Source organism: Collinsella aerofaciens (assembly GCF_001404695.1).
Lineage (GTDB): Bacteria > Actinomycetota > Coriobacteriia > Coriobacteriales > Coriobacteriaceae > Collinsella > Collinsella aerofaciens_E.
Genome location: NZ_CZAQ01000002.1, coordinates 74,353 through 93,732 on the forward strand (window position 1 = coordinate 74,353; position 19,380 = coordinate 93,732).

Sequence of the window (19,380 nt, forward strand, 5' to 3'; positions counted from 1 at the left end):
CAGAGGAAAAGAAGAAAGGAAACCGCTTATGCTCTTCGGACGCGAGTTCTCCCGTAAGCAGGTCTGCGTGGCTGGTGCGGGAATCCTCTGTGCGGCGCTTCTCATCGGCGGCGGGGCTTACGCCATCTCACATGCCAGCTGGACGGGAGATTCCAATGCCCCTGCGGTGTCCCAGTCAAAGGACGATGAGAAACAGGACATGGTACTTACCCTTGAGGTAAAAGCTGACGGCTGGGATGCGGACACTTCCACGCCCATTATCGCCCATATAGAGGATGCGGACGGGGAAGTAGACTTCTACACCGCCATCGCCGCGAACAAGCAGGTGACCGTAGAGATCGGCGAGTCCGGTACCTACAGCGTCACCCTCATCCCGCCGGTGAACGCGGACGGCTCTACCTATAAGGCAGCGTCCAGTAAGGTCAAAGCCGGGAAAGATGACAAGAAAACGAACGGTACCGTCATCACGCTCGAAAAGGTGGATGCGGGCAAGCTGACGAAGGATGACCTGACTGCCATCGCCAAGGACGTTGCAGCAGCCGTGAAGAAGGGCGATTCCACCCTGACCGGAGACAAGGGCGCGGCGGTCGCGAAGAAGTTCGAGGACAACATCAAGAAGAACCCGAACGCCGACGCGGATGCCGTCGAGAAGGAGAGCGAAAAGGCGCAGGAGACGGCCAAGGAGGACAAGTCTGACGCGAAGACCCCGGAGACCTCCGACAACAAGAAGAACGATTCCGGTTCCAAGAACGATAGCGGAAACAACGGCTCTGGAAATAAGTCGGACAGCAAGCCGAGCGGAGGTAGCGGAAACTCCAGCTCCGGTTCCAGTTCGGGCGGCTCATCAAAGAAGGATGACACCACGGCGCATCAGCACAACTGGGTAGCCCAGACAAAGACCGTCCATCACGACGCTCAGTACAAGACCGTCCACCATGACGCGGTGACGCATCAGGTATGGCATGACCCGGTAACGGAGGAACACTATATCTGCAACCAGTGCGGTGCGGATATTACGTCAGACCCATGGGGACATATTAACAACTCTCTTATGAATGGTGGTAATTGCGGAAGCTATCACTCTATCTATGTGACTGTAAAGCAAGGGTATTCTGAAACTGTGACCGACGAAGCAGCATGGGACGAGCAAGTGCTGGTGAGCAAGGCATGGGACGAGACCGTGACCACCGGGTACAAGTGCTCTTCCTGCGGTGCCACGAAGTAGCGTCCGCCACCGAATTCCGAGTCAGAGCGCTTATATGCCAGACTGAAATCCGGCGGCGGCAAGCGCATAAATCTCAAAACCCGTCGCCCCCGAGCCGTCTCAGGCAAGGTTCCAAGGGGCAGCAGCCCCTTGGAACGCAAGGGTGCGAGGATGATGCGAGGCGTCCCAAAAAAAACCGGTGTGTACGTGCCATTGATACGCCCACACTCTTTTGGTGAAGCCCACTCCCCTCCGGTGATATACACGGCCCGGCCGCCCTCGCAGTCGATGCTCTCCACCTCGCCGAACCCTATGCAGACGGCAGCCCCTCCGCAATCTCCCTCATCATCTGTTCTCACATGTCTTCCTCCGTTCCGGGCACATGGCCCTTAGTATCTCGCCCCTGCGGGCAAAGCCGCACCGGAGCGAAGGCGGGTCAAGGGAGGTCCACGACGACCTCCACCAACCGGAGCGGAGCGGAGGTTTGTGCGGGGTCTCATGGGCCCCCTTGACGCGGCGTAGCGGAGGTGCCACCCGGCATTCCCTCCGTAACGCACGAGTGAACAAAGGAAAATAGCATCACACACCGTGCGAGGGAGGACGTCTCTATGGATCTCGCGAAAACAGCCAGAGAAATTACCCGCTTCATGCTCCCCTACCTGACCACACGGCAGAGCCGCCAACTCGAAAAAGTTATATCGCACTGCCCTTTCGATGAAAGCCAGCTAGCTGAAGACGGCTGCGAGTTTGAAAGCGAATCATTCCTAGATCTATTTATGTCTGCAAAACGCCTCGAAGGCTGCTCGGATAGAACCATCTGCTACTACGAAGCCACCATCAAAAAAAGCTTGAATCTTTCGATGCGCCAGTTTGCGACTTGGGAACCGAAGAAATTAGATCCTATCTTTCCAACTATCAGCAAAAAGCCGGCGTCACTCACGTCACCGTCAACAACGTCCGAAGAATCATCTCAAGCTTCTACTCATGGATCGAAGACGAAGACCATATCATCGAAAGTCCGGTCAGACGCATTAAAAGAGTCAAGGCTCCGCAACCCATAAGGGAAACGTATGGCGACAAAGTCGCGAGATTCTTTGCGATAACTGCGGGTTGCCCTGAAACCTTGCCCTGATCGACCTGTTGCGCTCTACCGGCATGCGCGTAGGCGAACTCGTCTCGTTGGACAGGAACTCCATCGACACCATCAATCGGGAGTGCATCATACACGGAAAGGGCAATAAGAACCGCATCGTCTATTTTGATGCAAAGACTAAAGTCCATATTTAGAATTACCTGTCTACCCGAATGGGCAGCCCGGAAGCCCTCTTCGTGTCGAGCAAGGAGCCGCACGAGAGACTGTAAATTGGCGGCGTCGAGGCGTTGCTTAGAAACTGGAGCGCGAGCTTGATTTAGGAAGGGTCCACTCTCATAAGTTCAGAAGAACGCTTGCCACAAAGGCAATCGACAAAGGCATGCCCATCGAACAAGTCCAGGTGCTCCTTGGCCATAAAAATAGATACCACATTAAGGTATGCAATGGTCGACCAGCGCAACGTCAAAGCATCCCACCTCAGATATCTAACTTAGATGTCGTGTTTTCCCGCCAGTCGCTTGTACTCCCCAGTACTAATGACCGTCTTGATATCGAGGATGGGAGCGGAGGATGGATCAACATCCATAATGTTCGTCACGTCCATCCGGTCCTCCTCGCTTGAAGTTGTTGCAGTGTTGCCACGGTCGACGGTACGCTCGGTTGCACGGCACGCGCCGACGGCGTGCGCAGCGCAACCGCGCGTACCGTCGACGGGCAACGCATCTGCCAAGGCCTCGGCGATTGTCTTAGAACACATCGTTGCCTTCTTCCATAGAAGCCAGGTATAAGATCAGATCGGCCTTGTCCACGCGCCAGACGCCGGCAATCTTCACGCCGCCGGCCGCCTTAAGAATCTGTATAGATTTGGTCTTACAGACATTCAGCAACTTGGCGATATCTCGCGAGGTGACGTATGCGGATGGCAGCTTGACGATTGCCTGGTACCACGCTTTACGCGCGATCGCGTCTCGTTTCTGCGAATCCATACCGTTCATTTAGACTCCTTTCGTTTAGTTCGAATGCAATTCACACACTACGCTTTACAACGGATGATGTCGTATATACGATACGAATGGAACGTGAAATTCGGTTGACAGCGCTAAGGAGAGAGCTATGAGTCACCCCGCAATCGAAGTACCGGCACCTATAGCAGCCGAAATCAAACCGTGGATGTTGCCCTCATGTCGAGAGAAAAATTTAGATATTTTTGGAATGGAACGCCCCGCGCTTATCTGTAAACCCCATTCGACGGCCTACGGCATCCCCTCGGGCTTCTCCACCGGGACCCTTTTAGACGTAGATCTGACAGATCCAAAGAAAATCATTCAATTTGTCGAGCGGTATGGACTTCCCGTCACCCCATACGCGGGGCAATCAGAGCGTGTTGAAAAGCGTTTTACTTCAAATGACGTCTTCTCCGATAAACCGGAGCAAGATGGCCTAGATATTTGGTACGACGCATTGAATGCATCAGAAAGGTGTTCTGAAATCAGCCTAAACCCCGAGTGCGCCTTGTTTAATAACTTCAAAGATAAGGGGCGCTCTCAGGGAACAGAAGTCGCAAACTTAATCGAAGATATTAGATACAAGAAGGAACAGGTCATACTGTTGGACGATCTCGTTACAACGATGGCATTCATGCAATTAGCTACGCTTCTATTCACAGGCAAAGCAGCTTACGGTGACCGTGCATACGACTATGTTCTGCATCAAGTATGCATCTCCCAAAACAAGGAGATTATTGAAAACAGATTTTCGCAGCTACGTATGGCGCTCCAGATGTTCGACGCGTCTAAGTCCCAGTTAGCAGTAGCCAAACCCGGAACATTTGAAATGGACGAAGGAACCAAGATATGGGTGAGCAATCAATTCAAGACAATAGAAGTTGCCCTGGCAACATTCATCGACCTCGCTATTAACCCTCAGCCAGAACCCCATACCTTCATTCAAGAGCAAACTTTACGTCGAATGGTCAACCGGAATTTAAACGGCCAAAACCCGATTTACGGAAGCCTAACAAGAGCTTGGGCGATACAACTACTAGAAACCCTTGAAAGCCATTTCTCCTGGAACACTTGCCGAGAATGCGGGCGACCGTACAAAATCCGCCAGCAGAAAATGAGGGCCTACGTCAAGCAAGAAGACGCGAACGAAGACCGGTTCAAAGAGCGAAACAACGCTCGTGACAAAAATGGCTATTGCTGCAAAGCGCACGAACAGCGTATTCGACGCAAAAATGATAAAAAGATCAGCAACGATCAGATGGATAAAGTCGCCCGGAAAATGGACGGGCTCGACCAATAATAATGGCGAAACTATGAATTTTAATAATTCGACATAGGATCAAAAACCCGTTTTATTGCACACATCGTTGCACAGCCCATTGCACACGGCGGCGATATAAAAGAAAGCAGGCCAGAGGAAAATACCCTCTGACCTGCTTTTTCTTTCATGGAGCCAGTGACAGGAATCGAACCTGCAACCCACTGATTACAAATCAGTTGCGCTACCGTTGCGCCACACTGGCACACTTGGCGCTTTCACGCGAAGCGAGTTAAGAATAAAGGAATTGCGGACGGGGCGCAACAGGCCGCACGGCGTTATACAAATATGCAAAATCCAGCGACAACGCGTACCAGGCCCGTTCATTTCTGTCAGTGCGCCCTCAATCTTAAAACCATTCGCCAGAACGAATAGTTTTAATTACAATTGCTATATATAAAACTATTCGTTCTGGCGAAGGGTTTCGCGATGCTTACTACCAAAGAAGCCGCCGAGCTGCTCGGCATCACTCCGCGCAGGGTGCAGGAGCTCATAAAAAACGGAGCACTTGAGGCCCGCAAGGCTTCTGGTGTATGGCTCATCGACAAAGACAGCGTCGACACGCGACTCCGCTCTGTGACCAAAACGGGGGGACGTCCCCGCCGCGGCCACGGTAAGAGCGAGATCGCGTTCACCCTCATGAACCGCACGTACGAAGTCGCTCAGCTGGTCTACAGTACATCGCGAAAAGACTTTACCCACATCGGTGCCGACATCGATTACGCCCACGCCCCTATTGGAGTATTTGGCCCTAATAGCCCCATATCGCTAGACTCCTTCCGCATCTGGTGGCGCGGCCGCGGTATCCCGCTCGCACGCATTGGGCTAGCCTCCCTGCTTGCAGAAGCCGCAGTCGATGTTCCCGATGAACTCGTCCAGCGAAATCTCGGCCTCTCCTTATCCGACCAGTATTGGATTAGGCCCCAAGGTTCCGGTCTCACCTGGGAGGATATCAACTTCTTCAATAACGCCTTTGATGACGTCTCGCTGTCCATTGCACCCTTTGCCCCAGAGGGAAAAGCGGCTGCCGCAAAGCCCGATAACACCTCGGACGGCAATCTTCAAAAGTACTGGACGTGCGAGGGCGAACGTCGAATTCTGCATAAGGCAGGAGCGCACCTGGACCAGGAACCTTATAACGAGCTGGTGGCGACCGCGCTCCACAGTCGCATCCTAAACGCCTGCGATTGTGTGCCTTACTCGCTCGAGGGCACGGGCACTTCCGCCCTGAGCACATGCGATGTCTTCTTAACTGATGAAGAAGAGTATGTCCCTGCGTTCTATGTAAACCAGCACGCAAACGCAGATGAACGGCTAACCGACTACGAGCGATATGTAGCAAACTGCGAGGAGCTCGGGGTGACAGGCGTCAAGGATGCCCTTGACCGCATGATCGTATGTGATGACATCATTGCCAACTACGATCGTCATTGGCGCAACTTCGGCCTCGTGCGAAACGTAAACACGCAAGCTTGCAGACCTGCCCCCATCTTCGATTCGGGCTCATCGCTCTGGTGCAACATATCACTAGAGGAGCTTAGGGCGGGAGAGCACAGTTTTACCAGCGCACAATTTCATTCAAGCCCCGCCAAACAAATGTTGCTCGTCGAGGACATGGGCTGGTTTGACTGCGACAAACTCGAAGGCTTCGTTGACGAGGCAATCGAGATTCTTTCCAGAAACGACGCGCTCACGGCAAGGCTGCCATATCTAAAAGAGGCGCTAACGTGGCGCCTCGAAAGAATGATCGACATCGCTGAATGGAGTTAGCGAGGCAGCATTGCCCCGCCAACTTCCCTACCTCCCGCGCAGGGCCTTGAGCTTGGCCAGGGCATCGGGGCTCAGGCGACTGCCCAGAGTCATCTTGATTTGTGGAGCTTCCTCGGCCTCGTGCACGTCGTTGTCGATCTGTTTGATCTCGTCCACCAGCATACGGCTCGAGATGCGCGTAACGCCCTTGCCCATGACGACGGCCTGGATCGTGCCGTCGCTCGACACTACAGAACACGCGCGGCCTTCCTCGCGCGCCTCGATGCAGAGCTTCTGCACCACGGTATCGGCCGAAACACCCGTCGGCGAAAACTCAATGCGCACACCGCGGGCCGGTAGGTTGGGGCGCTCGCTGGAGATATTGCCCGCGCCGTCAAATACGATCACGGCCTCGTAGCGGCCCTGGGCAAACGCAGCTACGTCATTAATGAGCGCCGTGCGCGCCATATCGTGAACGTCGCTGGAATACGGATCGTCGGAATGGTCGTACACGAGCTTTTCGTAGCGCGGCGTGCAGTGGATCACGTTGTAACCGTCGACCACCAGCAGCTCGGGCTTGTTGGAGTGCACCGTCGAGACTGGGTCGGCGATAGCCTGCGCAAACGCATTGCCGCCCACGCCATAGGTCGCGGCCGAAACAATCGGCTTGGCCGAGCCCTCGCCAAAGCGCTTGGCCTTGGACTTGGCACGGTTCTTTTTGGACATGCGCTACTCCTCCCCCATCAGCTCGCCGGCGTTGCGGCGCAGCCACTCAAAGCACAGCGCCGTGGTCGCCTGGGCAACATTGAGGCTCTCGGTCATACCGCGCTGGGGAAGCTTGGTCAAAAAGTCGCATTTCTCGAGCACCAGACGCGAGATGCCGTCGCCCTCGGAGCCCATGACGAGCGCCACGCGGCCCTCGAAAGGAGCATCCCAGCAACTGCCTTCGGCGTGCTCGGAAGCACCGCCCACCCAAAAACCAGCGGCCTTAAAATCGTCGAGCGCACGGGCGATATTGGGAACCTGCGCGATAGGCAGATGCATGACGGCACCGGCTGAGGTCTTATAGCTGCCCACGGTCACGCCGGCGGCACGCTTATTGGCAATGACGACGCCCGCCGCGCCCACAACCTCGGCGGAGCGCACGATGGCGCCAAAGTTGCCGTCGTCAGTCACGTGGTCGAGCACCACGACAAGTGCCGGGCCCTCGCCTGCGCGGTCGAGAATATCGGCGACATCGGCATAGGGGAAGTTGCCAACCTCGAGCGCGATGCCCTGGTGAGCGCCGTGGCTCGACAGTGCGTCGAGCTGCGCGCGCGGCACATACTTAATGCGGACACCCACGGCGTTGAGGTCGTCGACCAGGCGCGACAAGGCGGCATCGCGCTCCCCGCCCTCGGCAATGAGCGCGCACTTGATGGGAAAACCAGTGCGCAGCGCCTCGGCGGCTGCACGACGACCTTCGATAAACTCGCCCTTGGGAGCCTGGACAGCGTCGCGGTTGCGATCGCGCTGCGGACGTGCGGCCTGGGTGCGATCGCGCTGGCCCTTGGGAGCGGCAGCGCGGTCATTGCGGCGAATCGGACGCGAGCCAGAAGCAGCCTGCTTGCCGCCACGAGGCGCACGCTTGCGATTGTCGGCCATAAAGTGACCTCCTAAATACAACTATCAAACGAAACAAAATAAACGACCGCCCATGAATATTAATTCGGGCGGTCGGTACGGGTTTTCCAAGTGCCCGAGATTGCCGTGAAAGGGGAGCGACGCGTACTTGAGTACGCGAGCGACGGTTTGAACGGCAAGGTCGGGTGCTTGGGAAACCCGCGGGGATTAGAGAGATTTGATACGAGTGCCGGCGGCGGTATCTTCAATCGTCAGGCCCAGGTCCTTGAGCTGATCACGGATGGCATCTGCCAGATCCCAGTTCTTGGCGGCACGAGCCTCGGCACGAGCCTCGAGAATCTTGGCAGCGGCCTCGTCCACGTCGTCGCCCGTGTAGGCAACCAAACCGGCGGCAACGCCCAGCAGGCCCAGCGGCAACTCGACCTTGGGCTCGGGAAGCTCAACGCCAAACGTATCGAGCAGCTCGGCCAGCGTATCGGCGGCAGCCAGGGCTGCGGCCTTGTCGGCAGCATCGCCCGCCTGCTCCAGATACTGATTGCACTCGGTGACAAAGCCAAAGACAGCACCCATGGCACCGGCGGTGTTAAAGTCGTCGTCCATGCACTCCTTAAAGGCGGCGCGGGTCTCGGCGGCCTTGGCGGAAAACGCCTCGGCGGCACCCGCATCGGCATCGGCCGTCGCATGGTTCGCAGCCCAACGAAGGTTCTCGACCGTACCGGCAATACGCGTGAGTGAGTTCTCGGCACCCTCCAGGCGCTCCCAGGAGAAGTCGAGCGGCGAGCGATAGCTCGTCTGCAGCATCAACAGGCGCAGGGCCGCGGCAGAGTGCTGCTCGAGCACCTCGGCCAGCGTAAAGAAGTTTCCGAGCGACTTGGACATCTTCTCGCCGTCAACCAGCAGCATGCCCGTGTGCATCCAGGTGTTGGAGAAGCCCTGGTGCCAGGCGCAGGTGGCCTGGGCGCACTCGTTCTCGTGATGCGGGAAGGCAAGGTCGGAGCCGCCGCCGTGGATGTCAATCGGGGTGCCCAGGTAGCGGTGTACCATGGCGGCGCACTCGGTGTGCCAACCGGGACGGCCCTCGCCCCAGGGGCTCGGCCAGCTGGGCTCGCCGGGCTTGGCGGCCTTCCACAGGGCAAAGTCGAGCGGGTCGTTCTTGTCCTCGTTCTCCTCGATGCGCGCACCCACCATAAGGTCATCGATGTTGCGGCCCGAGACCTGACCATAGTTGGGATCGCTGCGCACGGCAAAGTACACGTCGCCGTTATCGGCGGCGTAAGCGTGGCCCTGCTCGATGAGCGTCTTGATCATGGCGATCATGGGACCGATCTCCTTGGTGGCGCGGGGGCGCACATCGGGATCGAGCACGTTGGCGGCGCGCATGACGCCGATGAACTTGTCGGAGAACTCCGTCGCGACCTCGGCGGCAGTGCGGCCCTGCTCGTTGGCGCGCTTGATGATCTTGTCATCGACATCGGTGAGGTTCTGGGCGAACGTGACCTCGTAGCCGCTCGCGATGAGCCAGCGACGAATCACGTCAAAGCTGATGAACGTGCGGGCATTGCCGATGTGGATGTTGTCGTAGACCGTGGGGCCGCACACATACATGCGGACCTTGCCGGACTCGATGGGCTGGAACTCTTCCTTTTTATGGGTAGCGCTGTTGTAGATACGCATTCGTTACTCCTTAACGGTTTTCTGTAGCAGGCAAACGGCCCAGGCGCCGATTCCCTCGCCCTGGCCTTCCCAACCGAGCTTTTCGGTCGTAGTGGCGGCGACGCCCACGTTTTCGACGTCAACGCCCAGGGCATGGGCAAGGTTGGCGCGCATGGCATCGCGATGCGGGGTGATCTTAGGCTGCTGGCAGGCAATGGTGCAGTCGGCATCGACAAACTCAAAGCCCAGCTCACGCGCATAGTCCATTACGCGGGCAAGCAGCACCATCGAGTCGGCGCCCTCGTAGGCAGGGTCGGTATCGGGGAATAGCTTGCCGATGTCTCCCCCGCGGCAGGCGCCCAGAATGGCGTCGGCCAAGGCGTGCGCGAGCACATCAGCATCCGAGTGGCCCAGCAGGCCGCGCTCGTAGGGAATGTCGACACCGCCGATGATACATCGACGCCCCTCCACCAGACGGTGAACGTCGTAGCCATGGCCAATGCGCAGGTTACTGAACATGGGGAAGGTCCTCTCCCTCGGCCATGCGGCCAAGCAGAATCGCGGTTACGGGACGCAGGTCCTCGGGCACCGTCACCTTAAGGTTATCGCGTGGGCTCTGGACGCAGCGGACGCGCCCACCCATGCGCTCGACCAGCGACGAATCATCGGTACCGATAAAGCCCTCGGCAATGGCTGCAGCGTGGGCGCGCTTCATAGCATCGACGCTAAAGATCTGCGGCGTCTGCGCTGCCCAGTAGAGCTCACGCGGCGGCGTCTCGACGATATTATCGCCGTCAACGATCTTGAGCGTGTCGATCGCGGGCTGACCGCACACGACACCGTCGAGGGCACGGTCGCTCACGAGCACGTCGATAGCGTGGTCGATGGCCTCGGTCGTAATGAGCGGACGAGCGCCATCGTGGATGGCGACATATTCGAAACCCGCCGGAACCGCATGCACGCCGGCACGGGTGGAATCCTGACGGGTATCGCCGGCATCGGCAAAGCTGATGGGCGTGTCATAGTCAAACGGGTCGATGGCAAGTCGGCGCATCTCGGCACGGCGCTCGGCAGGACACACCACCACGATGTGGCCGACCTTGTCGCTTCGATCGAACGCGCGGATGGACCAGCTCATGAGCGGACGGCCCGCTACATTGACGAGCTGCTTGCCACCGGGGTTACCAAAGCGCTGGCCGCTGCCACCGGCAACGACCACGGCGCATACGGGCGCCATTATGCGTTCCCCTGTTTGGTGCCCTTCATGCGGTACAGCGAGTCCGCAAGAATGGCAGGGTTGTTGACGCCAAAGTCGCCCAGGCGCTCCGGATCCTCGCTGATGTCGTCCATGAGCTCCTGCAGCGAGCCGTACTCGTCGACAATCTTCTCGGCCACGCCGTCGCGCACGACGGACACGCGCGAAAGCGTGCGCAGGCCCAGCGGCGTCATGACGGAGTCCTCGTCCAGGTCGTCGTAACCCAGAACTGCCGCCACGTGCTGCGGGTCGGACAGGTCCTTAGGCGTCATGCGGCTCAGCTCGGCGCGGATCTTCTCGGCGTTTGCCTCGGAGGAATCGCTTGCGTAGTCGCGGATCATCAAGTCGTATTCGGTATCCATGCTGGAGCCCGCGAGCTGCTCGAGCTGCATCTGCACGAGCTTGCCCTGGTTGCCCAGCTTGACAATGCAATCCTTAAGCTCGGTCTTTGCCTGCTGCATGATCTCGAAGCTCGAGAAAATACCGGTAATGTCGGCGAGCGTGACGTAGTCGTCGAGCTCGAGGGCCGTCAGGCGCAGCAGGGAGCGGTCGAGCGACTGACGGGTAGTCTGGAGCGTGGCGACGAGCTGGTTGACCGAGCTCATGATGGTGGTGACGGGCTGGATCTCGTAGCTCTTGCCGTGAACGTACACGTTAACGACGGCGCGACGAGCCGAAACCGAGATCACGATGGCGTCGGTGAGCACCGACATGCGAGCGGCAGTACGGTGACGCATGCCCGTCTCACTCGTGGCAAGCGAGGGATCGGGATTGAGGTGGAAGTTGGCGCGCAGGATCTGGGTGAGGTCGCCATCGATAACGATGGCACCGTCCATCTTGGAAAGCTCGAACAGGCGGTTCGAGGTAAACGAAATGTTGAGCGGGAAGCCGTCGTTACCGGCAGCGAGCACGTTTTCGGTGTCGCCGACGCAGATAAGGGCACCCAGGTGACCGGCAATGATCATGTCGAGGGCGGTGCGGATCGGCTGGCCAGGTGCCGTCAGGCGAATGGCCTGTTCCATACGCTTTTGCAGCTCGTTCTTATCCAAGGCATCGCTCCCATCGTATACGCTCCATAAACGTCAATAAGTTTCTCACGGTTTGCCCCTGTGACGCCCGCAAAATCCGATGCTTACAGAATGAGCGAACACAGCTGAGAGCCCCAATCCAAATGAGCTGCTTATGTGGTAGCATCGGGATTCGCATAAATGAGGGAGTAGTCGCGTGACCGGGTTCGCCTCCGGTGGCGCGGCAAGTCAACATACTGGCCGATGCGGTCTGGCTTGCCTTAATGAACGAGACTCGTGGCTGTGCGCACAACGCGTACGCCACGGGTCTTTTTTGTTACTCCCCCAAGAGGTACACGCGGGCCCGCCCGCAGAAAGGGAGCCAGACTATGGGACTCGCAGAGCTCGTATTGCTCGCTATCGGCCTTTCGATGGACGCCTTTGCCGTATCCATCTGCAAGGGCCTTGGCATGAAGAAGATCAACCTTAAGGTCGCCGTAGTGCTCGGCCTGTTCTTTGGCGGCTTCCAGGCCGGCATGCCCGTAATCGGATGGGCGCTCGGCAGTCAATTCATGAGCATCATCGGACCCATCGACCATTGGATCGCCTTTATCCTTTTGGCCTTTATCGGCGGCAAAATGCTGTGGGAGGCCTTTACCGAAGACGAGGATGAGGACGAGAGCGACGGCAAGGATGCCGAAAAGATTGACCTGGGTGAGTACCTGATTCTGGCTATCGCCACCTCAATCGACGCCCTGGCCGTGGGCATCTCATTTGCTGCGCTCTCGGTTGACATCGTTCCCGCTGTATCGCTTATCGGAGTCACAACGTTTATCTTCTCCGTCGCCGGCGTAGCGATCGGCCACACCTTTGGCGAGCGCTACGAAAAACCCGCCACCATCGTGGGCGGCGTCGTGCTCATCCTCATCGGCCTCAAGATTTTGCTGGAGCACCTGGGGATTTTGGTGCTGTAAAACACCCTTCAAAACTAAACGTCCGTATGAGGCCTCATGCAGAGTTTTGCATGAGGCCTTTTCATGCAGACTTTTGCATGTCATACTAGGATGCAAAAGTCTGCACGTTAGGAGATTGCCATGGATACCCTTCCCATCACCACGCCGCGCCAAGCCGGCATCTACGTGCGTCAGGCGCGCGAGGCGCAGGGGATCACCCGTGCCGCCCTCGCTAAAAAAGCCGGTGTTTCGGAACGCCTGCTCGCATCGCTCGAGCTAGGAGACGCCACCGGCATTCGACTCGACAAGTTGCTGACCGTCTTTAACGCACTCGGCATTGGTCTCTTCGCGCAAAGCGATAACGACTCCATCGCATCGCCCTCCGAACATCCGACGACGATAGTGAACCTCCCTATCGCGAACTCGAATACCCTGCCAAAGCCAAGCGCAGGCAGACGACCCACTCGACAAGGAACGCCATCTTCCTATGGTGCCTTGCTGGCCCAAATCGCAGCCGAGCAAGGCCTTTCCGGCACTTCAAACCTCTCCTTTGGCTGCAAGGTTGTGAAATAAATGGCAGAGATGGAGCTCGCGACCCTCATTTGTGGCGAAATCGCCGGCACTCTCCGCCAAGACGAGCATGGACTCTGCAGCTTTGCATACGCCCCAACCTATCGCGGAGCACCGTTATCGCTAACAATGCCGCTTTCCAATCGCACGTATGGCCATAGCATCGTCCGCCCGTTCCTATTTGGCCTTTTGCCCGACAGTCAAGAGCAGCGTCGCGCTATTGCCACCGAGCATGATGTTGCATCCAACAACCCCGTCGCCCTCTTGTGCCATATCGGTCTAGACTGCGCGGGGGCCGTTCAGTTTTGTCGAGCCGATCAATTAGACGCCGCCCGCGGCAGGGTCTCGGCATACCGCCCGCTTACCAATTCTCAAATCGCTCACAAGCTCAAAGCAATTCGCGATGACGAAAGAGAGACATGGATGGGCTCCAACGAAAGCTGGTCCCTGGGCGGCAATCAAGGCAAATTTGCACTAGCTTGGCATGATGGCCAATGGTGCGAATGTCTAGGGTCATCCCCCACTACCCATATCTTCAAAAATGGTGTCGTTGGGTTCAAACATCAGGCCTTAAACGAATTCGTCTGCATGAAAACGGCTCGGCGTGTTGGCATTCCAACTGCCAACGTCTCCTATTACACATTTGAAGACGAAGCCGCGCTCGTCGTTGAACGGTACGACAGAATGGTCAATAGCAGCGGAAATATCGAAAGGCTGCATCAGGAGGACTTTTGCCAGGCGCTCGGTGTATTGCCAATCCAGAAATACACCGCCGACGGAGGACCAACTACACGAGACATCCAAGAACGACTGATTAACACAGTCCCCCACCACATGAATCTTGTGCTTTTTACCTATATGTTGTTCTATAACGCCATTATCGGAGCGCCTGACGCACACGCTAAAAACTACTCGCTCATCCTTGGCAAAGGCACAAACGCGGCGCTCGCACCCATGTACGATGTCGCATCGGGGCTGGCATACGAGCGCATGCGCCGCCGGGCGCGCCTTGCCATGAGCGTTGGCGGCGAAAATCGTGTGGGGCGCATCGGTCCAGGCGCTATCCGCCGATACCACGGTATGGGCGACCCCGCGCTGGAGGCGGCACTCACCGATGCCGGGCTATCCGAGAAGTTTTGCTTTGCGACCATGATGGACCTCGCCTACGAGGTGCCCATTTGCATGGAAGAGGTCATGGACGAATACGCCGACCTGCCCGGCATGGCGGACCTGCGCGAGCATATGCTCGGCCCCGTCCGCGAAAACTGCCAGCGCACCCTCGACCTCATCAAGGCAGAAATGGACTAGGTGGCCTTAATTTCGCAGTTATCAAACAAAAGAGAGGGGACACCCGTCGCAAAAGACCGGGTGCCCCCTCTCATAATGTCATTTGCAATCCGCTAGCACGTGGCTCGGACTGCTGCTAGCGCAACCTTTACGCAGCGAGGCGCTTGAGGACGTCGATGAGCAGCTCGTAGAAGCGCTCGGCAGAAGCGAGCTCCATGCTCTCGTCCGGGGTATGGACATCGGAGAGCGTCGGGCCCACGGCGATGGCGTCCAGGCCGTGCAGAGCCTCGGCAAACAGGCCGCACTCAAGGCCGGCGTGAATGGACTCGATGCGCAGCTCGGAGCCAAAGAGCTCTCGATAGCTCTCGACAAAGACGTCGCGGACCGGCGAATGCTCGGCATAGCTCCAGCCGGGATACTCGAACTCAAACTTGGCGTCGAAGCCCAGGACATCGGCCAGCGTCTGCAGGCGGTCCTTGAACTCGTTCTGCAGCGAGGTGATCGAGGAGCGCGGGGACAGCATGATCTTGACCTCGTCGTCAGAAGTGGCAACCACACCGATGTTGGAGGAAACCTCGACGGAGCCGTCGGTGGCGACGTTGCGGCGAATCACGCCGTTAGGGGCAAGACGCAGGGCGCGGATGAGGGCAAGCGCGGACTTCTGGTCCATGGCCTCGACCTCGGCGTCGTCGGCAATCTCGACGGTGCAGGTAAAGCCGGGGTCGAAGACCTCGAGCTCGGCAGTGACGTCGGCGATGATGCCCTTTGCGATCTGGGCCGCGGCCTCGGCGGCAGCGTGGTCGGCGTAGACCAGAACAGCCTTGCACTCACGGTTGATGGCGTTGTCCTTGGTGCCGCCGTTGAAGCTGACGATGGCGGGCTCGCCGGCAACCATCAGACGGTCGATGATGCGGGCCATGATGAGGTTACCATTGCCGCGCTCCAGGTTGATATCGCTGCCGGAGTGGCCGCCCAGCAGGCCGGAGATGTCGAGCGTGAGGGTGCTACCGGTCTTGTGCTCGCGCGCGATCGGGCAGGTGTAGGTAACGACGACACCGCCGGCGCAGCTGACGGTAGCAACGCCCTCTTCCTCGGAGTCAAGGTTAATCATGGTGCGGGCGCTAATCTGGGACTTGTCGAGCGTCTCGGCGCCGACCAGGCCAGTCTCCTCGTCGGTGGTGAATACGCACTCGAGAGCGGGGTGAACGATCGAATCGTCATCGAGAACAGTGAGCATCAGAGCGACGGCGATACCGTTGTCGGCGCCCAGCGTGGTGCCGTTAGCGGTGAGGACGCCGTCCTTGACGACCAAGTCGATACCGTCGGTCGTAAAGTCGTGCTCGACGGAACCCAGCTTGTCGCACACCATGTCGATGTGACCCTGCAGCATCACGGTCGGGGCATTCTCGGCGCCGGCAGACGCGGGCTTGCGAATGATAACGTTGTAGACCTCGTCCTGGTACACATCGAGACCGCGCTCCTTGGCAAACGCGACCAGGAAATCGCTGATGCCCTTCTCATTACCAGACCCGCGGGGAATCGCGCTGACCTCCTCAAAGAAATGGAACAGCTGGGCGGGCTCGTAGCCGGTAATCTTGTAGTCCATGGTGCCTCCTTGGCGCAACTGGTTAGACAGTAAGACATGCGACTTGTATATTCCCAGACTTTGCGTGCATAAACCAGTCGAAAACGCCGAGCGCCCCCGCATCATCGGCTAACGGCGGGGAAACGCCACTTTATTAAGATAAAGCAGGTTAGACGGGCCGCGCGAAGGAACGTTGGGCCCTTCAACCAACCTCAACGCTTGATCAACGTTTATGCATACGCCGTTGGTATGTTTAATGAGATTTACCTTGAACGAAGGGGCCTTTCCAACAGAAAAAGGGCGCTCCTTTGGAACGCCCTCGTGGACACAAGGTTTTTGTTACGCCCTACAGCGCGCCGGAACCGGCTTGCATCATGCCGCCGGGGCCCGAACTCACTCCACCGCTTACGGGCGCGGCGTTGCCGGTGTGCGGCGCCGCCGGAGCGGTATCGCCGCCGAGCGCGCCGACCGGACGCGGTGCCGGAATCTCGCCCGTGCCGTGGCTAAAGACAAACTTGCCGTCGGCCACATCGCACAGGACGGTATCGCCCTCGCCCCACTCGCCGGCCAGCAGCTCCTCGGACAGCGGGTCCTCAATGAGCTTTTGGATGGCACGGCGCAGCGGACGCGCGCCATTGGTGAGGTCGGTGCCCTCGGCCACGATCTTGTCGTAGGCCGCATCGGTGAGCTTGATGTTCATGCCGTTGGCAATCAGGCGTTGACGCAAGTCGTCCACCAGCAGGTGCGCGATCTTGGTCAGATTCTCGCCCGAAAGCTTCTGGAACACCACAATGTCGTCGATACGGTTGAGCAACTCGGGGCGGAACAGGCGCTTGAGCTCGCCCATCGCGCGGCTCTTGATCTCACTCGACGTGAGACCCTGCTCGCCGGTGGTGCCAAAGCCAACGCTCGCATCCTGCGCAATCTCTCGGGCGCCCACGTTGGACGTCATAATGATCACAGTATTGCGGAAGTCGACCGTCTTGCCCTGGCTATCGGTCAGGCGGCCCTCCTCCAGCACTTGCAGCAGAATGTTGAAGATATCGGGGTGCGCCTTCTCGATCTCGTCGAACAGCACAACCGAGTACGGATGACGGCGCACGGCTTTGGTGAGCTGACCGCCCTCGTCATGGCCAACGTAGCCCGGGGGGCTACCGATAAGCTTGGAGACCTCGAACTCGCTGCCGAACTCCGACATGTCGAAGCTGATGAGCGCGTCCTTGCTGCCAAAGAGGTACTCGGCGAGCGTCTTGGCGAGCTCGGTCTTGCCCGTGCCGGTGGGGCCCAGGAAGATAAAGCTGCCGCCGGGGCGACGCGGGTCCTTGAGCGGCGAACGGCTGCGGCGAACGGCCTTGGCGACGGCCTCGACTGCCTCGTCCTGGCCGATAATGCGGGTCTTGAGCACGCTTTCGGTCTGCAGCAGGCGACGGCTCTCGCTCTCGGTGAGCGAAGACACCGGCACACCCGAGGTCACGGAGACGATGTCGGCGATCTGGGCGACGTCGATGGTGAGCGGGCTCGCGTCGAGCTCGGCCGTCCAGGCAGCCTTGGCCTCGGCAAGCTCAATCTCGGCAGCCTTTTGCTGCTCAGTGATCTCGGCAGCCTTGTTCATGTCGTCGCTCTCGGTGGCCTCCTGTGCGGCAACCTTGAGCTCTTCGACGCGATGCTCGGCCTCGCGCACCGGCTCGGGCGCGCGGTTGGCGGCGATGCGGGCGCGGGCACCGGCCTCGTCGATGAGGTCGATGGCCTTATCGGGCAGGAAGCGGTCCTGAATGTAGCGGTTGGAGAGGTTCGCGGCAGCCTCGATAGCACCCTGTGTGTAACGCACATGGTGGTGTTCCTCGTAGCGCGGCTTGAGCGCGGTCAGGATCTTGACCGTGTCCTCGACGCTCGGCTCCTCGACATCGATGGTCTGAAAGCGGCGCTCAAAGGCCGGATCCTTGGTGAGGTACTTGCGGAACTCCTCGGCCGTGGTGGCGCCGATAATCTGGAAGGCACCGCGTGCGAGCACCGGCTTGAGCATGGAGCTCGCATCGATAGAACCCTCGGCAGAACCGGCACCGATGATGGTGTGCATCTCGTCGATAAACAAGATGACGTCGTCGGCTTCGGTCGCCTCCTGGATCACGTTCTTGAGGCGCTCCTCAAACTCGCCGCGATACTTGGCGCCCGCAACGAGGCCCGGCAGGTCGAGTGTCCAGATATTCTGGTTCATGAGGTTCTCGGGCACGTTGCCGGCGGCGATCTGCTGGGCCAGGCCCTCGACGATGGCCGTCTTGCCCACGCCGGGGTCGCCCAAGATGAGCGGGTTGTTCTTAGTGCGGCGCGAAAGGATTTCCATCATGCGCTGGACTTCCTTTTCGCGGCCAATCACGGGATCGAGCTTGCCGTCGCGGGCCTTCTGCGTAAGGTTGGTCGCGAACTGCTTAAGCGTATCGGTGCCACTTCCCTTTTGCTGAGAGGCATCCGAGCCGCTAAAGAACGGCAGGCCCGCACCGGGACGCCCGGCACCGGCGCCGGCGAGCGGACGCTTCTCGTCCTGGTCCTTGGCGGTGAGTTTCTCGATAGCCTTTTTGATGGAGGCGGACGACACGCCCAGGCGCATGAGGATGTCCATGGCCATGCCGTTGCCCTCTTCGACGATACCGATGAGCAGGTGCTCGGTCGACACGTAGGTCTGGTTGTTCTCGCGTGCCACGCGGAATGAACGCTCCATCACGCTAATGACGAGCGGCGTAAAGGCGAGCTTGGCCGCCTCGGTCTCCTCGCTGGGCTCGGGAACGGTGGTCCGGACCTCTTTGAGAGTATCCATGATGTCATCGTAGGAGATGTCGAGCGAACGCAGCGCCTCGGCGGCAATGCCCTCGTCCTCCTTGGCAAGCGCGAGCAGCAGGTGCTCGGTGCCCACCTTATTTGAATGAAGATCGAGCGCCTCCTGTTTGGCCATCGACATGACCTTGCGCGCTCGATCGGTAAATCTATCTAACATGCTCGTTTCCTTACATGAGTTCATCGAAATCAAAACGCCCGCCCGTCGGCGGCGCTTTTGTCTCTTTACCCACAGGTTGTCTATGTTAAC

The 19,380-nt window shown here is 58.5% G+C and carries 18 protein-coding genes, 1 tRNA gene and 1 pseudogene; 9 read left to right on the forward strand and 11 right to left on the reverse strand.

The genetic code is table 11. The annotated features are described in order from the left end of the window. Positions 1-28 precede the first annotated feature (28 nt). The 4 genes and pseudogenes from AQ996_RS09995 to AQ996_RS10220 all read left to right on the forward strand — a co-directional run. Positions 29-1,225: a hypothetical protein gene (locus AQ996_RS09995; protein WP_055250306.1), complete on the forward strand. Its 1,197-nt coding sequence runs from the start codon at positions 29-31 to the stop codon at positions 1,223-1,225. A gap of 856 nt (positions 1,226-2,081) precedes the next feature. Beyond that, complete coding sequence (locus tag AQ996_RS10040) at positions 2,082-2,336, forward strand: phage integrase N-terminal SAM-like domain-containing protein (protein ID WP_253274576.1); 255 nt, start codon at positions 2,082-2,084, stop codon at positions 2,334-2,336. 23 nt (positions 2,337-2,359) lie between these two features. Further along, positions 2,360-2,491 (forward strand): hypothetical protein, encoded by a 132-nt coding sequence (locus tag AQ996_RS10045; protein ID WP_252204688.1) that lies wholly within the window; start codon positions 2,360-2,362, stop codon positions 2,489-2,491. A gap of 104 nt (positions 2,492-2,595) precedes the next feature. Beyond that, positions 2,596-2,670 (forward strand): annotated as a pseudogene (locus tag AQ996_RS10220) (hypothetical protein); the annotation flags it as partial. Between the two features lie 117 nt (positions 2,671-2,787). On the opposite strand, the gene AQ996_RS01190 reads toward AQ996_RS10220, so the two are convergent. Both AQ996_RS01190 and AQ996_RS01195 read right to left on the reverse strand, forming a co-directional pair. Next, positions 2,788-3,054, reverse strand: coding sequence for a hypothetical protein (locus AQ996_RS01190; protein ID WP_055250313.1), 267 nt, complete (start codon positions 3,052-3,054; stop codon positions 2,788-2,790). Beyond that, positions 3,044-3,292, reverse strand: coding sequence for a helix-turn-helix domain-containing protein (locus tag AQ996_RS01195; protein ID WP_055250316.1), 249 nt, complete (start codon positions 3,290-3,292; stop codon positions 3,044-3,046). Before AQ996_RS01195 ends, AQ996_RS01190 begins: the two co-directional genes overlap by 11 nt. A 118-nt stretch (positions 3,293-3,410) precedes the next feature. Here AQ996_RS01195 and AQ996_RS01200 point away from each other — a divergent pair, with 118 nt between their 5' ends. Then, a complete protein-coding gene (locus tag AQ996_RS01200) occupies positions 3,411-4,601 on the forward strand; it encodes a hypothetical protein (RefSeq protein ID WP_055250317.1) in 1,191 nt (396 codons plus the stop codon). A 148-nt stretch (positions 4,602-4,749) separates the two neighbouring features. On the opposite strand, the gene AQ996_RS01205 is transcribed toward AQ996_RS01200, so the two are convergent. Further along, positions 4,750-4,824: transfer RNA gene (locus AQ996_RS01205), tRNA-Thr, on the reverse strand. 224 nt (positions 4,825-5,048) lie between these two features. On the opposite strand from AQ996_RS01205, the gene AQ996_RS01210 reads away from it, so the two are divergent. Then, the gene (locus AQ996_RS01210) at positions 5,049-6,389 is read left to right on the forward strand and encodes a DNA-binding protein (protein WP_055250319.1); all 1,341 of its coding nucleotides are present in this window, start codon (positions 5,049-5,051) and stop codon (positions 6,387-6,389) included. Positions 6,390-6,416: 27 nt separating this feature from the next. On the opposite strand, the gene AQ996_RS01215 is transcribed toward AQ996_RS01210, so the two are convergent. The 6 genes from AQ996_RS01215 to disA form a co-directional block, all read right to left on the reverse strand. After that, complete coding sequence (locus AQ996_RS01215) at positions 6,417-7,094, reverse strand: NYN domain-containing protein (protein WP_006234978.1); 678 nt, start codon at positions 7,092-7,094, stop codon at positions 6,417-6,419. A gap of 3 nt (positions 7,095-7,097) precedes the next feature. Next, positions 7,098-8,012: a 23S rRNA (guanosine(2251)-2'-O)-methyltransferase RlmB gene (rlmB, locus tag AQ996_RS01220; RefSeq protein ID WP_055250322.1), complete on the reverse strand. Its 915-nt coding sequence runs from the start codon at positions 8,010-8,012 to the stop codon at positions 7,098-7,100. Between the two features lie 186 nt (positions 8,013-8,198). Next, entirely contained in the window at positions 8,199-9,665 is a 1,467-nt protein-coding gene (gene cysS, locus AQ996_RS01225) for a cysteine--tRNA ligase (protein WP_055250324.1), read from the reverse strand. 3 nt (positions 9,666-9,668) lie between these two features. Beyond that, a complete protein-coding gene (ispF, locus tag AQ996_RS01230) occupies positions 9,669-10,163 on the reverse strand; it encodes a 2-C-methyl-D-erythritol 2,4-cyclodiphosphate synthase (protein ID WP_006234975.1) in 495 nt (164 codons plus the stop codon). Further along, complete coding sequence (gene ispD / locus AQ996_RS01235; RefSeq protein ID WP_035137545.1) at positions 10,153-10,881, reverse strand: 2-C-methyl-D-erythritol 4-phosphate cytidylyltransferase; 729 nt, start codon at positions 10,879-10,881, stop codon at positions 10,153-10,155. Before ispD ends, ispF begins: the two co-directional genes overlap by 11 nt. After that, the gene (disA, locus tag AQ996_RS01240) at positions 10,881-11,921 is read right to left on the reverse strand and encodes a DNA integrity scanning diadenylate cyclase DisA (RefSeq protein WP_369796797.1); all 1,041 of its coding nucleotides are present in this window, start codon (positions 11,919-11,921) and stop codon (positions 10,881-10,883) included. Before disA ends, ispD begins: the two co-directional genes overlap by 1 nt. A gap of 374 nt (positions 11,922-12,295) precedes the next feature. Between disA and AQ996_RS01245 the strand changes: the two genes are divergently transcribed. The 3 genes from AQ996_RS01245 to AQ996_RS01255 all read left to right on the forward strand — a co-directional run bounded on the left by AQ996_RS01245 (position 12,296) and on the right by AQ996_RS01255 (position 14,737). Further along, positions 12,296-12,880 (forward strand): manganese efflux pump MntP, encoded by a 585-nt coding sequence (locus AQ996_RS01245; protein WP_055250325.1) that lies wholly within the window; start codon positions 12,296-12,298, stop codon positions 12,878-12,880. A 120-nt stretch (positions 12,881-13,000) separates the two neighbouring features. Next, the gene (locus tag AQ996_RS01250) at positions 13,001-13,432 is read left to right on the forward strand and encodes a helix-turn-helix domain-containing protein (protein WP_055250326.1); all 432 of its coding nucleotides are present in this window, start codon (positions 13,001-13,003) and stop codon (positions 13,430-13,432) included. Continuing rightward, positions 13,433-14,737, forward strand: a complete 1,305-nt coding sequence (locus tag AQ996_RS01255) for a type II toxin-antitoxin system HipA family toxin (RefSeq protein ID WP_055250328.1) — start codon at positions 13,433-13,435, stop codon at positions 14,735-14,737. A 127-nt stretch (positions 14,738-14,864) separates the two neighbouring features. On the opposite strand, the gene AQ996_RS01260 is transcribed toward AQ996_RS01255, so the two are convergent. Continuing rightward, positions 14,865-16,322: an aminoacyl-histidine dipeptidase gene (locus AQ996_RS01260; protein ID WP_055250330.1), complete on the reverse strand. Its 1,458-nt coding sequence runs from the start codon at positions 16,320-16,322 to the stop codon at positions 14,865-14,867. Between the two features lie 325 nt (positions 16,323-16,647). Continuing rightward, positions 16,648-19,290, reverse strand: coding sequence for an ATP-dependent Clp protease ATP-binding subunit (locus AQ996_RS01265; protein ID WP_055250331.1), 2,643 nt, complete (start codon positions 19,288-19,290; stop codon positions 16,648-16,650). Positions 19,291-19,380 lie beyond the last annotated feature (90 nt).

What these genes read in the sequence shown, in the direction of transcription:
- AQ996_RS01200 (WP_055250317.1), top strand. Translation starts at nt 3,411, where the DNA reads ATGAGTCACCCCGCAATCGAAGTACCGGCACCTATAGCAGCCGAAATC.
- ispD (WP_035137545.1), bottom strand. Translation starts at nt 10,881, where the DNA reads ATGGCGCCCGTATGCGCCGTGGTCGTTGCCGGTGGCAGCGGCCAGCGC.
- AQ996_RS01245 (WP_055250325.1), top strand. Translation starts at nt 12,296, where the DNA reads ATGGGACTCGCAGAGCTCGTATTGCTCGCTATCGGCCTTTCGATGGAC.
- AQ996_RS01250 (WP_055250326.1), top strand. Translation starts at nt 13,001, where the DNA reads ATGGATACCCTTCCCATCACCACGCCGCGCCAAGCCGGCATCTACGTG.
- AQ996_RS01260 (WP_055250330.1), bottom strand. Translation starts at nt 16,322, where the DNA reads ATGGACTACAAGATTACCGGCTACGAGCCCGCCCAGCTGTTCCATTTC.
- rlmB (WP_055250322.1), bottom strand. Translation starts at nt 8,012, where the DNA reads ATGGCCGACAATCGCAAGCGTGCGCCTCGTGGCGGCAAGCAGGCTGCT.
- AQ996_RS01210 (WP_055250319.1), top strand. Translation starts at nt 5,049, where the DNA reads ATGCTTACTACCAAAGAAGCCGCCGAGCTGCTCGGCATCACTCCGCGC.
- ispF (WP_006234975.1), bottom strand. Translation starts at nt 10,163, where the DNA reads ATGTTCAGTAACCTGCGCATTGGCCATGGCTACGACGTTCACCGTCTG.
- AQ996_RS01190 (WP_055250313.1), bottom strand. Translation starts at nt 3,054, where the DNA reads ATGTGTTCTAAGACAATCGCCGAGGCCTTGGCAGATGCGTTGCCCGTC.
- AQ996_RS01215 (WP_006234978.1), bottom strand. Translation starts at nt 7,094, where the DNA reads ATGTCCAAAAAGAACCGTGCCAAGTCCAAGGCCAAGCGCTTTGGCGAG.
- cysS (WP_055250324.1), bottom strand. Translation starts at nt 9,665, where the DNA reads ATGCGTATCTACAACAGCGCTACCCATAAAAAGGAAGAGTTCCAGCCC.
- AQ996_RS01255 (WP_055250328.1), top strand. Translation starts at nt 13,433, where the DNA reads ATGGCAGAGATGGAGCTCGCGACCCTCATTTGTGGCGAAATCGCCGGC.
- AQ996_RS09995 (WP_055250306.1), top strand. Translation starts at nt 29, where the DNA reads ATGCTCTTCGGACGCGAGTTCTCCCGTAAGCAGGTCTGCGTGGCTGGT.
- AQ996_RS01195 (WP_055250316.1), bottom strand. Translation starts at nt 3,292, where the DNA reads ATGAACGGTATGGATTCGCAGAAACGAGACGCGATCGCGCGTAAAGCG.
- AQ996_RS10045 (WP_252204688.1), top strand. Translation starts at nt 2,360, where the DNA reads ATGCGCGTAGGCGAACTCGTCTCGTTGGACAGGAACTCCATCGACACC.
- AQ996_RS01265 (WP_055250331.1), bottom strand. Translation starts at nt 19,290, where the DNA reads ATGTTAGATAGATTTACCGATCGAGCGCGCAAGGTCATGTCGATGGCC.
- disA (WP_369796797.1), bottom strand. Translation starts at nt 11,921, where the DNA reads ATGGAACAGGCCATTCGCCTGACGGCACCTGGCCAGCCGATCCGCACC.